General features: G+C 72.0%; 12 protein-coding genes and 1 pseudogene. 4 read left to right on the top strand and 9 right to left on the bottom strand.

Annotated features, from left to right (window positions below):
* Positions 1–199: 199 nt before the first annotated feature.
* Complete coding sequence (locus ACIOGZ_RS11985) at positions 200–745, top strand: hypothetical protein (protein ID WP_363587107.1); 546 nt, start codon at positions 200–202, stop codon at positions 743–745.
* Between the two features lie 246 nt (positions 746–991).
* Here ACIOGZ_RS11985 and ACIOGZ_RS11980 read toward each other — a convergent pair whose 3' ends face one another.
* Complete coding sequence (locus ACIOGZ_RS11980; RefSeq protein WP_400985741.1) at positions 992–2,281, bottom strand: hypothetical protein; 1,290 nt, start codon at positions 2,279–2,281, stop codon at positions 992–994.
* Between the two features lie 384 nt (positions 2,282–2,665).
* On the opposite strand from ACIOGZ_RS11980, the gene ACIOGZ_RS11975 reads away from it, so the two are divergent.
* Positions 2,666–3,871, top strand: coding sequence for a phospholipase (locus ACIOGZ_RS11975; protein ID WP_400985739.1), 1,206 nt, complete (start codon positions 2,666–2,668; stop codon positions 3,869–3,871).
* 159 nt (positions 3,872–4,030) lie between these two features.
* Here ACIOGZ_RS11975 and ACIOGZ_RS11970 read toward each other — a convergent pair.
* From ACIOGZ_RS11970 to ACIOGZ_RS11960, 3 genes and pseudogenes are all read right to left on the bottom strand, one after another.
* Positions 4,031–4,552, bottom strand: a pseudogene (locus ACIOGZ_RS11970) (hypothetical protein).
* Positions 4,553–4,621: 69 nt separating this feature from the next.
* A complete protein-coding gene (locus ACIOGZ_RS11965) occupies positions 4,622–5,659 on the bottom strand; it encodes an NAD-dependent epimerase/dehydratase family protein (protein WP_400336092.1) in 1,038 nt (345 codons plus the stop codon).
* A 173-nt stretch (positions 5,660–5,832) separates the two neighbouring features.
* Positions 5,833–5,994: a hypothetical protein gene (locus tag ACIOGZ_RS11960; RefSeq protein ID WP_363587114.1), complete on the bottom strand. Its 162-nt coding sequence runs from the start codon at positions 5,992–5,994 to the stop codon at positions 5,833–5,835.
* A 137-nt stretch (positions 5,995–6,131) separates the two neighbouring features.
* On the opposite strand from ACIOGZ_RS11960, the gene ACIOGZ_RS11955 reads away from it, so the two are divergent.
* Positions 6,132–7,079 (top strand): amidohydrolase family protein, encoded by a 948-nt coding sequence (locus ACIOGZ_RS11955; protein WP_400985737.1) that lies wholly within the window; start codon positions 6,132–6,134, stop codon positions 7,077–7,079.
* Positions 7,080–7,384: 305 nt separating this feature from the next.
* Here the strand turns inward: ACIOGZ_RS11955 and ACIOGZ_RS11950 are convergent, their stop codons facing one another.
* Together ACIOGZ_RS11950 and ACIOGZ_RS11945 are read right to left on the bottom strand one after the other, a co-directional pair.
* Complete coding sequence (locus ACIOGZ_RS11950) at positions 7,385–7,546, bottom strand: hypothetical protein (RefSeq protein WP_400985735.1); 162 nt, start codon at positions 7,544–7,546, stop codon at positions 7,385–7,387.
* A gap of 61 nt (positions 7,547–7,607) precedes the next feature.
* Complete coding sequence (locus ACIOGZ_RS11945; protein ID WP_400985733.1) at positions 7,608–8,087, bottom strand: hypothetical protein; 480 nt, start codon at positions 8,085–8,087, stop codon at positions 7,608–7,610.
* Positions 8,088–8,211: 124 nt separating this feature from the next.
* On the opposite strand from ACIOGZ_RS11945, the gene ACIOGZ_RS11940 reads away from it, so the two are divergent.
* Entirely contained in the window at positions 8,212–8,418 is a 207-nt protein-coding gene (locus tag ACIOGZ_RS11940) for a hypothetical protein (RefSeq protein ID WP_400806564.1), read from the top strand.
* 128 nt (positions 8,419–8,546) lie between these two features.
* Here the strand turns inward: ACIOGZ_RS11940 and ACIOGZ_RS11935 are convergent, their stop codons facing one another.
* The 3 genes from ACIOGZ_RS11935 to ACIOGZ_RS11925 all read right to left on the bottom strand — a co-directional run bounded on the left by ACIOGZ_RS11935 (position 8,547) and on the right by ACIOGZ_RS11925 (position 12,494).
* A complete protein-coding gene (locus ACIOGZ_RS11935) occupies positions 8,547–9,323 on the bottom strand; it encodes a LuxR C-terminal-related transcriptional regulator (RefSeq protein WP_400985732.1) in 777 nt (258 codons plus the stop codon).
* Between the two features lie 28 nt (positions 9,324–9,351).
* Positions 9,352–11,118 carry an amidohydrolase gene (locus ACIOGZ_RS11930; RefSeq protein WP_400985731.1) on the bottom strand — a complete coding sequence of 589 codons (1,767 nt, stop codon included), beginning with the start codon at positions 11,116–11,118 and terminating at the stop codon, positions 9,352–9,354.
* A gap of 164 nt (positions 11,119–11,282) precedes the next feature.
* Complete coding sequence (locus ACIOGZ_RS11925) at positions 11,283–12,494, bottom strand: hypothetical protein (RefSeq protein ID WP_400985730.1); 1,212 nt, start codon at positions 12,492–12,494, stop codon at positions 11,283–11,285.
* Between the last annotated feature and the right edge of the window lie 89 nt (positions 12,495–12,583).

Below are 12,583 nucleotides of genomic sequence, written 5' to 3'. Positions count from 1 at the left end.
CCCTTTCGCGAGATTATTTTCAGACTTTCCACTCTGCGTCCCGGCGCCCCGGCCCGGCGTCATCCTCGTCGCGGCGTCCGGGTGAACTCGCCCCAGCGGGCCCTTGACGTCATCCGTATAGACCGCGTGCGCGTCCGGTGGAAGCATTGGTGCCAACGGGTGACCTACAGTCACCTCGAAGTTCTCCCCAAGGAGAGTCATGCGGATCAGCACGCGTATGCGCGCCGCCTCGGCTGTGCTCACCGTCATCGCGGGCAGCCTCACGTTCGCCACGGTCGGAGCGGGAACCGCCAGCGCGGGCAGCCTCACGTTCGCCACGGTCGGAGCGGGAACCGCCAGCGCGGCCGACTGCGGCCAGGTGCTCGGACCTGCCCGCACCATCGTGGCCGGCGGCCAGTCGATCGGTCGGGCCTACCTCGCCTGGAACTCCTGCAGCAAGCAGGCCTACACCGAGATCAACCTCTGGAACACCAACTACGTCAACGGCAACTGGCACGGCGGACTGATCGACGTGAAGTCCAGCTCGAACTACAACTCGAACACGGGCTCGCCCCAGCCGAACGTCGGCTCGTGGTGGTGGGACTCCGGATACATTCCGGTGACCGGTGTTTCGAACACCCGCCTCTACCACGGCAACTGGAACTTCACCGCCGGCGGCCACAACTGCAACGGTCAGACCGTCACGTGGAACTTCTCCAACGGAAGCTACGACAGCAGCCAGGAGTCCCTGCCGCACTGCGACTGACGCTGACCGGCTCCCCCGGGCGGCCCCGTTCCCGCGGAACAGGGCCGCCCAGGCGGCGGACCGGTCGTCGGCGTCCGGGCGGGAGAGAGCGGCCCGCAGCTCCGGCTGGGCCTCCTCGGTGGGCGGGTACTGGCCAGCATCCGCGCGCCGGCGCTGACGCCGCGCGCCCGACGTGCCGCCCGCGGCTGGAGCCCGCCACCCGGGGAGGATGGCGGGCTCCTTCGCGTTCGGTCTCGCCGCGCGTGCTCAGGCCCGGCGCAGCACCCCGCGCAGCCAGAGGGCGCCGGCCCCGGCGGCCGTCAGGGCAAGGCCGCCGAAGGCGAGGCCCGCGGTGTGGTCGGCCCCGGTGGAGGCGAGCTGCACGGATGACGGCGCGGCAGGCTGCGCGGCGTCGGCGACGCGGGCCTGGTGGGTGGATGGCGCGGTGGAGGTGGTGGACGGCTCCGCCGGAGCCGGGGCGCTCGGGGCGCTCGGGGAGGACGCGGAGACCGGCACGGCGGCGCCGGCCGGGGCCGACGGCGCCGAGGAGGAGGACGGGCTCGGCTCGGGCGCCTTCGTGGCGGCGGGCAGCACCTGAATCGTCGAGCGGGTACCGCAGTTCGTGGTTCCCCGGAACGGCTGGCCCTCGTTGACGAACACGCACGGGCCGAGCGTGGTGGTGCCCGCCGGAGTCTTCGCGTCGTACGACACCCGCACCCGGGCGACGGCCTTGCCACCCGACCGGAGGCTGGAGTCACGGCCCTGGAGGTACACGCCGTAGGGGTCGTCGGGCGCGATTCCGGCCACCTTGTCCAGCGTCCGCCAGGCCCCGTCCGCCGTACGCACCTGCACGGTCGCGTACCGGTCCACGAACAGGACGTTGCCGAGGTTGGTGTAGTCGGACGGCGTGGGGTTGTCGAGGGTGGCGTCGAACTCGACCGGCGCGCCGCCCGCGACGACGGTCGCGGGCACGTGGTCGAGCGAGCTCGTGATCGAGGTGACCTTGATCGTGCGGGTCACCTCGGCCTGCGCCGCCTCGTGGGGGTCGACGACGACGGCGGAACGCAGGGCGATGGACCGGAAGCCACCGTTGGTGGCGCCGTTGTGGGGCAGGCCCATCGGCGCGCCGATCCGCAGGTCGACCCTGAGAGTCCCCCCGGCCGGGACGGTGAGCCCGGGCACCGTCCCGTCGTACACGACGCCTCCGGAGGTGCCGGTCATCACCAGCGGCACCGACTTCCACGTACCGTCGGCCGGGTCCCTGTAGTCGATGACGATCGCGTCCGGCGGCGTTCCGACCTCGGTGACGGTCTGCAGCTCCAGGTTGTAACCGGTGCTCTCCTGGCCCGAGTTGGTGATGTCCTCGGTGAACTCGACCGGCCCACCGGCGAATCCGACCGAGGCCGGGGCCTGGACGGAGAGCGAGGTGTGCGACGGCTCTCCCGCGAAGGCCACCGGGGCGGCGGCCACGACCGATCCGCAGACTGCGGCCACACCGAGGGCGGCGGCGACGACGATGGCACGACGGGTACGACGAACATGAACGATGGCGGACACAGTTCTCCCCTGAAACCGTTCTGCGGGCAGGCCGCAGCAGCGCGCTGATGACTGATGACTGAATGACTGATGGCGAGCGGGCCGCAGCAGGTTTGTGTGCGGCCGGGGGGCGACCACGGCCCCGCTTCTCACTGTCATAGACGTGGAGCCCGGCCAAAGGTTGCAGGCGGTCGGAAAGAAATTCCTCCCCATCTCCGGACACCTGCCGACGACGAGCGATCTCGGCGCAGCCGGGCCGTCAGCCCCAGCGGGCGGATCCCGACAGGCCCCTGACACACCCTCAAGTTACTATCGGGTATTTTTAAGGGGCCTCACATCTCCACCCTCGCGCCGTTCCCCGACGGCGCGTTCCAGGACGCGATCGTCTCGGGCCTGAAGGCCTCGGTGGCGGCGGGCAACAAGCTGACCGTGCGGGTCCTGGTGGGGGCCGCCCCCCTTTACAACATCACCGCGCTGCCGACCAGTTACCGGGACGACCTGCTGGCCCGGCTCGGCCCGGCCGCCGCCGGCGTCACGCTGAACGTCGCCTCGATGACCACCTCGAGGACCGCCCTGTCCTGGAACCACTCCAAGCTGCTGGTGGTGGACGGCCGCAGCGTGATCACCGGCGGCATCAACAACTGGAAGGACGACTACATCGACACCACCCACCCGGTGTCCGACGTCGACCTCGCGCTGACCGGCCCCGCCGCCGCCTCGGCCGGCTCCTACCTCGACACCCTGTGGGGCTGGACCTGCAAGAACACCGGAGTGCTGTCGAGCGCCTGGTTCGCCTCCAGCAACGGCGCGCCCTGCCTGCCGAACCTGGAGAAGGACGCCAACCCCGGCCCCGTGCCGGCCACCGGCAACCTGCCGGTGATCGCGATCGGCGGCCTCGGCGTCGGCATCCGGAGCGCAGACCCGGCCTCCACCCACCAGCCGGACCTGCCGGCCGCCTCCGACGCCAAGTGCGGCCTGGTCGCCCTGCACGACAACACCAACGGCGACCGCGACTACGAGACGGTCAACCCCGAGGAGAGCGCGCTCCGGGCCCTGGTGGCCGGCGCCACCAGCCACATCGAGATCTCCCAGCAGGACCCGAACGGCACCTGCCCGCCGCTGCCGCGCTACGACCTGCGCCTCTACGACCTGCTCGCCGCCAAGCTCGCCGCCGACGTGAAGGTGCGCATCGTGGTGAGCGACCCGGCCAACCGCGGCACGGTCGGCAGCGGCGGCTACTCGCAGATCAAATCCCTCTCCGAGATCAGCGACGCGCTCCAGGCCCGGCTGGCGGCCCGGACCGGCGACGCGTCCGGCGCGAGGGCCACCATGTGCCGGAACCTCCAGCTCGCCTCCTTCCGCGCGGCGCCGACCGCGACCTGGGCCGACGGTCACCCGTACGCACTGCACCACAAGGTCGTCGCGGTCGACGGCTCGGCGTTCTTCGTCGGCTCGAAGAACCTCTACCCCGCCTGGCTGCAGGACTTCGGCTACCTGGTGGAGAGCCCGGACGCGGCCGCCCAGCTCGACGCGAACCTGCTGGCACCCGAGTGGCGCTACTCGCAGGCCGCCGCCACGGTCGACCACACCCGCGGCATCTGCCCGAACTGAGCGCGTTCTCCGTCCGTCAGGATCTTCCGGGGCCGCCGACGTCTCAGCACCTCGGGGCGCCGGACGGTCCTGCCGACGTCGTAGCGGGGTGCCCGGTGTCCGTTCTCGGCACCGGGTGCGGCCTTCGAACGGCAGCACCGAGAGGACGCCCGTCCCCGGCTACCAGGCGGCGGTCCGGAGGACGTGCGCGGCGATGTCCTGAACCGATCGGCCGTCGGTCGGGATGCGGACCGTACCGGCCGGGGCCTGCTCGTCCAACTGCCGTGCCATCCGCAGGCTGCGCTCGATGTGGGCGCTCAGTTGGGACCCGATCTCCCGTTGGGCGAGACGCCCGCGCACGGTCGCCTCCTCGGCAGTGAGCAGCACGCAGGTGGCTCTGGTCCCCCGGCCGCCCATGGCCCGGCTGATCATCGGCGCTTCGAGGATGCTCACCGTGTCGGTGTAGATGAGGCGGTGCTAGCCGAGCGCCGCGTAGTTCGACCAGAGCGCGGCGATGTTCCGTTCGGTGATCGCCGAGCGGTGAGGGTCGCCGACGGGGGCGGGGTGGATCTGGTCCATGAAGTCGCCCTCGATCAGGCAGTGCGCCGTGCTCGTCTCCTGCAGCACTGCCGACACCTCCCAGCCGACCGTCGTCTTTCCGACGCCCGCACCACCACCGATGAGCAACAGTTCGTAGGCCATGGCGGGCCGTCATGGCAGGCCCGGGCCGCCGCCGCGATGGGAATTCGGCGGGCCCGCCAGGGTTCGCCGTCAGAGTTCGCCCGCCAGGATCCGGCGCTCCTTCTGCGGATCGATGCCGAGCACGTCGCCCTGTAGACCCTGGGTGTAGGGCTCCTCGCGCGGGCCGCGTTCCTGCAGCCAGGCCCAGGTGTCATGCACCGTCTCGGCGAGCGGGCGACAGCGCAGCCCGGCCGCCGCAGCTGCCCGGGAGTCCGCCCGCCAGATCGCGCCGGCGCTCCCGTTGTCATCGAACTCCGGGTACCAGAGTGGGAGTTCGCTCCACGGCCGGACGCCGGCCGCGCGCAGCCGCTGGTCCTCAACCCAGACCAGTTCGGCGTTCGAACCGCTGGCCGCCGCACAGGCCGTGAGCAGTTCGCCGTAGGTGCTCGACCCCGGCAGCGAGGTGGTCACGAACCGGCCGCCGACGCCGCGTTCCCCCAGGTCCAGCCCGAAGGCGGCGAAGTCCCTGGCATCGACCAGTTGGATCGGCAGGTCCGGCCTGCCGGGGGCCAGCACGCGCCCGCCGCGCGCCGTCCGCTCCAACCACCAGGGCAGCCGCCCGATGCTCTCGTGCGGGCCGATCAGCAGACCGCAGTTGAGGACGGTCGATCGATCGGTGCCGAACTGTTCGAGCACAGACCGCTCGCAGCCCGCCTTGAGCGCGGTGCTGAATGGCAGGCCGGGTGGCGAGTCGGCCGGGCAGTCGTGCAGCGGCGAGTCCTCGTCGACCGGCCGGTCGGGCCAGCGGGCGAAGGCGTGGACCGAGGAGACGAAGACGTAGTGGCTCGCGTGCTCGCGCAGCAACCGGGCCGAGGTGGCGACGGCGTGCGGCTGCTGGCCGCTGGTGTCGATCACCGCCTCCCAGGCCCGGTCGGGGCCCGGCGCCCGCTCGACCAGCGCGGCCAGGTCACCGGCATTGTGGCGGTCGCCGCGCACCGTCACGGTGCCCGGCAGGTCGGGTCCGGAACGGCCTCGGTTGAACACGGTGACCTCGTGGCCCCGGGCCAGGGCCTCCGTGACGAAGGCGCGGCCGAGGAACACCGACCCGCCGAGAACGAGGATTCGCATGTGACGATCGTGCCCCGGAGGCCGTGCCGCAGAACCGTGCGGCATCCGGCGGGTTCTCCCGGTCCCGCTGAGTGGCCGAGGCCCGGGCCGGGCTGGGCCGTAGCCGTGGCAGCGGCGGTGACGCGTGCCGTGTCCGTGGGCGAGCTCGTCGCCGCACTGCGAGGGGGCGGTGGTCAGCGGCAGGGGGGATCGCTTGGGGACGGTCCGGGGGCCGGGAGAGGAGAGCCCGGCGCGGGCGAGGTGCAGGAGGCCAGTTCCCGAAGCAGCTCGGCGCGCAGTTCGAGGTCCGGGCCGGGGTCGGCGGCGAGTGCGCGGGTGGAGTCGATGGATTCCATGCATCCGGGCTCTCTCTCGCGCGGTATCCGGCATACGCCCGCGGACTCGTTGCGACCGATCCGGGCCGATCCGGATACTCGGTGCGCAAGCCGGCGCGGGCCTGCGCGGCCGCCGCCGTCGAGGAAACGAGGAACGCATGCGACTGATCGCTGTCGAAGAGCACTTCCTGCCGTCCGAGCACGGAAAGGAGGTGATGGCCGGGTATGGCCTGCCACCCGCTGCGGCGGGCCCGTTGGCGGATCTCGGCGCGGGTCGGATAGCGGTCATGGATGCGGCCGGCATCGATGTCCAGGTGCTGTCGGTGGTCGCTCCGGCCGCTCAGGAAGTACCTCGTCCGCGTGCGGTTGACCTGGCGCGGGCGCTGAACGACCGGGCGGCAGAGGCGGTCCGGCAGTACCCGGGGCGATTCCGCGCGCTGGCGAGTCTGCCCATGCCCGTCCCTGAAGCCGCCGCAGCCGAAGCCTTCCGTGCGGTGCGCGATCTGGGGTTCTGCGGAGTCATCATCAACGGCCATACCGGTGGCCGATTCCTCGACAGCGCCGAGTTCGAACCGGTCCTCGCGGCGGCGGAGGAGCTCGGGGTCCCCGTATACCTGCACCCGACATATCCGCCGGCTGCTGTCATCAAGGCATACGGAGCAGGTCTCGACCCGACTGTCGCTGCGTTGTTGGTGACAGCAGGGTGGGGCTGGCACGCCGAGACCGGGATGCACGTCCTGCGCATGGTGCTGGGCGGTGTGTTCGACCGGCACCCGCGTCTGCAGGTCATTGTCGGGCACATGGGGGAGAACCTGCCGTTCTCCCTGCTGCGTGCCGATGAGGTTCTCAGCCGTCTGCGGCCGGGGCACGAGTCCGTCGCCGACACGGTGCGCTCCCACGTCCACCTCACGATCAGCGGGTACACCACCGTCGCTCCCCTGCAATGTGCGCTGACGGTGTTCGGAGCCGACCGGCTGATGTTCTCCACGGACTATCCCTTCGGAGACCCCGTCCAACACGCCACGTTCCTGCAAACCGCTCCGCTCAGCCCCGAGGACCGCGACAAGATCGCGCACACCAACGCTGAACGCCTTTTCAACATCTGAGACTTGATGTCGCCCTTCCAGGTGGCAGTGGCCGACGCGGCGCCAGCACGGGTTCTCCACCCATCCCCTTCGACCAAACACGAGGGCGCCTCATGCAAGTGACCCACCACCGAAACACCAGGGGCGGCACGCCACTCGTGAGCAGACCGCGCAGACCGCAAAACAGCAGGCGGGCACGGCGCCGGGCACCAGAACGGCGTCCTGCCCGGGCGGTTCCCCGCAGGCCCGACGCCGCGCGCGCTCCGCTCAATGGAGAGTGCCTCCGATCCCCGGTACACCCGCTTCCTCCACACCGAGTCAACCGATCAGCTCGAACCGACGCCGAAGGTCCGCAGTTCGTAGTAGTCGCCGCTGTACGTGCCGTCGGGTCCCTTCTGGAGCATGAAGGCCACCGGGCCGGAGCGGTGGAGCGGGCTGTCGATGGGGGCCCGGCCGGCGGCGAAGGCGGTGTCCACTCGGGGCTTCATGGCGTCCAGCCAGGTCTTGGTGGACTCCGGTTCCGCTCCTGGGTGATCCAGGCCGGCGCAATCATGGAGGAAATCGGCTTGGCTTCGCGGCGGTGGCCGTCACGTGGCAGGACCAGGTCGTCAAGTCGCCGTCGATGGTCCACGCCGCGGCGATCCACATCGCGGTGTTCCCGTCCTGCTTGACGCCCGAGGCGTGCCAGACCGTCGGCCGGCCGGGGAAGTCGACCTTCTCCCGGGCCTTCATGGTGATGCCCCAGGTGGTGGCCAGGTGGTTCAGATACGACTCGCCGGTGTACCCGGGCTCGATCACCTGGCTCCTGACCGTCGGAGCCTCGGCGGCGGCCACCGGCTCGGTGGGCCAGTCCGCCGGACTCCCCACGCTCGGGGCGGCGCTGGAGGGTGCTGCCGTGCCAGCCGGGGGCGGTAGGTCCGGGCCTTCGCCTGGGCCGAGCCGAGTGGCGGCTTCGACTCCGGGCCGGTGCGGCTCCTTGCCGTGCGAGGACGAACAACTGGCCAGGACGGCGAGGGTCGCTGCGGTCACGGCAAGGCGCGTCAGGGGGTGAGCGGCACTCAAGAACGGCTCTTTCGGGCTGAGGTGTCGCGCGGTCGACCAGGACGGCCCCGCTCGCCGACGCGAACGACGCCCTGGTCCCGCTTTGGGGGTCGTGATCCTAGCCGCCGCGATCGCCCTGCTGGCGGGCGCGACCGCGCTCCTCCTCAGCCGACGGCGGCGTCTGGAGGGCCGGCCGCAGGCCGAGCGGCTCTGGAACCAGGCCTGGTACTGCGCCCGGTGCGGCACCGCTCACTTCCCGCCCACCGCCGGGCAGGGCACCCAGGCACTCGTCCTCGCGGACTTCCGCAAGGCGGTCTGAACGGCCGGCGGCTACGGCGACCTCGCCGAGCAGTACCGGCCGTAGGCACACGTCCGCCCGGCCTGGCCCGGCTGGGGCGGGCGTGCGTCTGCGGGGCCGGTGAGGCGGTTCGTGCTGGTGGGGCCGTGTCAGCGGGAGGGGCCGATGCCCCAGGCGGCGGCCCGGGCGGCCGCGGCCGCGCGGTTGGGCAGGTCGAGCTTGGCGAGGATGTGCTCGATGTGGGTTCCCACCGTGCGGGGCGTGATGTGCAGGCGCTCGGCGATCTGCCGGTTGGTGCGGCCGGCGGTCAGTTCGGCCAGCACCTGGAGTTCGCGTGGCGAGAGCCCGCCGGGCCGGGGCGCGTTCGCGGCCGGGCCGGGCGCGGCGAACGCCTCGGGTGGCGGGCCCGCGTGGGCGGTGACGGCCGCCGCGAGGGCCTCGGTGAGGAGGGTGACCACGGCGCGCGCCGGATCGGGCGCGCGCCGCGGCCCGCGGGTGCTGACGTTCAGCATGCCGACGTACCGGCCGTCGGCGGCGAAGAGGCACTGGGCCACGCCGTCCTCGATACCGAGGGGGCACAGCACCTCCCGGAAGCCCGGGGATGCCGCCAGGAGCCGCCCGGGAACGTCCCCGAGCCACAGAGCGCCCCGGGCCGGCCTGCGGAGCACCGGGAACACCGGGTCGCGGTGCAGGCGGGTCTCGATGTAGGCCGTGGCGTCGTCCGGGTAGCTCCCGGCCAGGGTGGTGTGGCGCCGGCGCAGCGGATCCCACCTGGTCAGGGAGGCGTGGTCGTACTCCACCACCTCCGACAGCGCCGCCAGGACCGCGTCGACGCCGCTCGCACCGCTCGTGGCGCTCCTGGCGGCCTCGCGCACGCGCAGGGCCGCCTCCAGGATGTCCGCACCGCCGCGCTGTGTTGCCATCATCCAAGGATGATCATGTGCCCGGGTTGCGTCAATCGCGCAGGGTGTCGTGCACGATGTGCCCGTCCATGACGGTCAGGACGACGGGCATCGCCGGGATGTCGTGGGCATCGGCGGCGAGCAGGTCCCCGTCCAGCACGCAGAGGTCGGCGACCTTGCCCACCTCCAGGGAGCCCTTCCAGTCGTCGGCGAAGTCCTGCCAGGCCGCGTCGATGGTGTAGGTGCGGATCGCCTCGGCCAGACCGATGCGCTGCTCGGGACCGCTGACCCGGCCGTCGGCCTTCGACTCGCGCAGCACCATGGTCGCCACGCCCTGGCGCCAGTCCGGGAACGTGACCGGGGCGTCCGACCCGCTCGCGACCCGCACCCCGGCGTCGATGGCGTCGCGGTAGGGCCAGGCGTAGGCGGCTCGCTCGGCGCCGACGAAGTCCTCCTCCATGTCGGCGACGGTCCACTTGATGGTGGGGTTCATGTTGACGCCGAAGCCGTGCGCGGCCAGCACCTTCATGCCGTACGCGGTGAGGAAGTCGCCGTGGATGACGTAGTGGCGGGCATCTGGCCGCGGGTGCTCGGCCATGGCCGCGGCGAAGGCGTCCGCGACGGTGTCGATGGCCCGGTCGCCGGTGACGTGGACGCCCACCTGGTGCCCGGCGGCGTGGGCGTGTCGGATGATGGCGGCGATCTCGGCACTGCGCTCGGTGTCGCTCCGGCCGCCGACGCACAGCGAGCCGCAGCCGCCGCCGACGTACGGCTCGTGCATCCAGGCCGTCTTGTTGGGCACGACACCGTCGGCGAAGACCTTGACGCCGTGGATCGCGAGGCGGCGCGGATCGGCGCCGCCGGGGGCGGCGGGTTCGAAGGGTTCGCCGGACCCGCCTGACCCACCGGACCCGCCGGGTTCGCCGAGGGCCGTGAGCACGGCGAGGCCGCGGGTGAACTCCTCGGTGGTACTGGCCATTCCGGTGGGCAGGAGCAGGACGCCGACGCGGGCGGTCAGTTCACCGTCGGCCAGCAGCCGGCGGTAGACGTCGAGGGTCTCCGTGCCGAGCGCGCCCCGCATGATGCCGTCGCCGCCGGGGCCGAGCCCGGGCTCGGTGTAGCTGGTCACGCCGAGCCGGGCGAGCGTGGCGAGGGCCGACCTGACCGCGTCGGTCCGTTCCTGTCGGCTGAGCGCCGGCAGCGCGTTCTGGACGAGGTCCTGGGCGCCCTCGTGGAGCAGCCCGGTGGGCTCCCCCGCCTCGTCCACGACGATGGCCCCGCCGGGCGGCGCGACGGTGTGCCGGTCGATCCCGATCAGCTCCAGCGCCTTGGAGTTGACCCAGGTGGCGTGCCCGGAGAAGGAGTACAGGACGACCGGGTGGTCCGGGCTCACGGCGTCGAGATCGAGCCGCGAGGGCAGCCGCGACGGATCGGCGACGCACTCGTCGAGGTAGCCGGTGTCCCAGCCGTGCCCCGTGATCCACTGCCCGTCCGGGACCCGGCCGACGGCCTCCCGCACCGCCTCGGCCACGTCCGCGAGGGAGGGCACGGCGGGGTGGCCGAGGTGGAGGGAGAGCGGCGGCGACGCCATGCCGAAGGCGCATCCGTGCAGATGCGAATCGTTGATACCGGGAAGCAGCGTCGCCCCCCGCAGATCGACGACCCGGGTGCCCGGTCCGATGAACGGTGCGACGTCGTCGCGCCCGCCGACGGCACTGATGAGCCCGCCGGTCACCGCCAGGGCCGAGGCGACGGAGAACTCCGCATCGACCGTGACCACCTGCCCGTCGAGAAACACCAGGTCCGCATACGTGTGCACAGAAAGGCCCCTTTCGAAGACCGGGCGCACCACGGCCGCCCGGAAACGCTCTCCCGAGGACTATGTCCGCGCACCCGTCCCTCGCACATCGGTCATCCCACCGATACACGCTCCTCCGGTAGCGGGGTGACACCCCACGGGTCAGGGCGGGGCCGTTGCAGGGGCTACATGGTCCAGCGGATGGTCAACGGCTTGCCGTAGCCCGCGAGGCCTCGAAGGAGCAGCTCACCCAGGACGATTCCGCTGTCGGTGACGAAGAACGGCATGGAGTACGGGAAGTCCTTCGACCACTCGGGAAGCGCGATGACGGACCCGTCGGGGTTCCAGCGCTGCGCGTAGAGCTGGGCGCGGGCCGGCCACGGGTCACTGGTGTACCCGACGATGACGCCCTGGTCGTTGATACCGGTGGCGACGCTCGTGAGCGTGGTCGGCGCGAGCGGCAAAGGCGTGCCGTCGACGGCCCAGCGCGCTGCCTGTCCTCCCAGGCTGCCCACCACCGTGCCCGCGTTGTTCACGGCCTTCGCCTGGCTGCCCGCGCCCAGGTCGGAGACGGCGCCGGCGGCGTTCCAGACGAGGGCGTGGTCCGCGCCCGGCTCACCGCCCGGCCGGCCGGCCCCGATCACGACGCCGGAGTCGGTGATGCGGGCCGCGCTGCTGGTCACGTAGCCCGCCGGCACGTCGAGCGCGGTGACGGTCCCGTCGGGGCTCCACGCCACCGCCCGCCGGGAGACGATACCGCCGACCGGGTACGAGTAGCCGACCGCCGTACCCGAGCTGTTGACGGCGACGGCCTCGCTCTCGGTGTCACCCGGCAGCGGCGGCAGTACGACGGGGGCACCGCTCGGCGGCCACGCAACGGCGTGCTTCGCGGTCGCCGCGCCCCAGGAGGACCCCACCGCGGTGCCGTTGTCACCGATCGCGGCGGGGGCCGCCGTCGTGTCGCCGGGCAGCGGAAGCAGTTCGGTCGGTGTGGACGGGGAAGTCCATCGCACCGCGTGCTGCCGGCCCCCGACCTGCGCGGCGGAAGTCCCCACCACGGTACGGGCGTTGTTGATCCCGACCGGACTACCACCGGCGTCCCCCGGCAGCAGCGCGAGTGGTTCGGTCGACCAGTCCGCCCTCCAGAGCAACATGTACGTCCTGATGTTCTCGTTACGGGTGAGGTCCCCCACGATGACGAAGGAGACGCTGTCCCCGTTGCCGTTGGCGGCCTTGAGCTCACTGGAGTAGGTACCGGGCTCGATGGGCGGCGACCCGACCGAGATACCCCCGGGGTAAGGGTTGGCGGCCGCCGCCGGTGCCGAACCCACGGCCAGGGCCGCGGCCGTGGCGGCGGCGACGGCCGCCGCGACTGTGCGAGAGGTGCGCTTGCTCATGGGATGTGCAGCTCCTGTCTCTCGTTGACGTCACGGAGGCACCGTCGAGCCGATGGCACGCCGCTTCCCCGCCCCCGTGCCGCGCACCA

Origin of the sequence: Kitasatospora sp. NPDC088160, assembly GCF_044741445.1 — a bacterium.
In the GTDB taxonomy this organism is placed as follows: Bacteria; Actinomycetota; Actinomycetes; order Streptomycetales; family Streptomycetaceae; genus Kitasatospora.
Note: the sequence above shows the minus strand (reverse complement) of the source record. Positions and strands in the feature narration are given on the sequence as shown.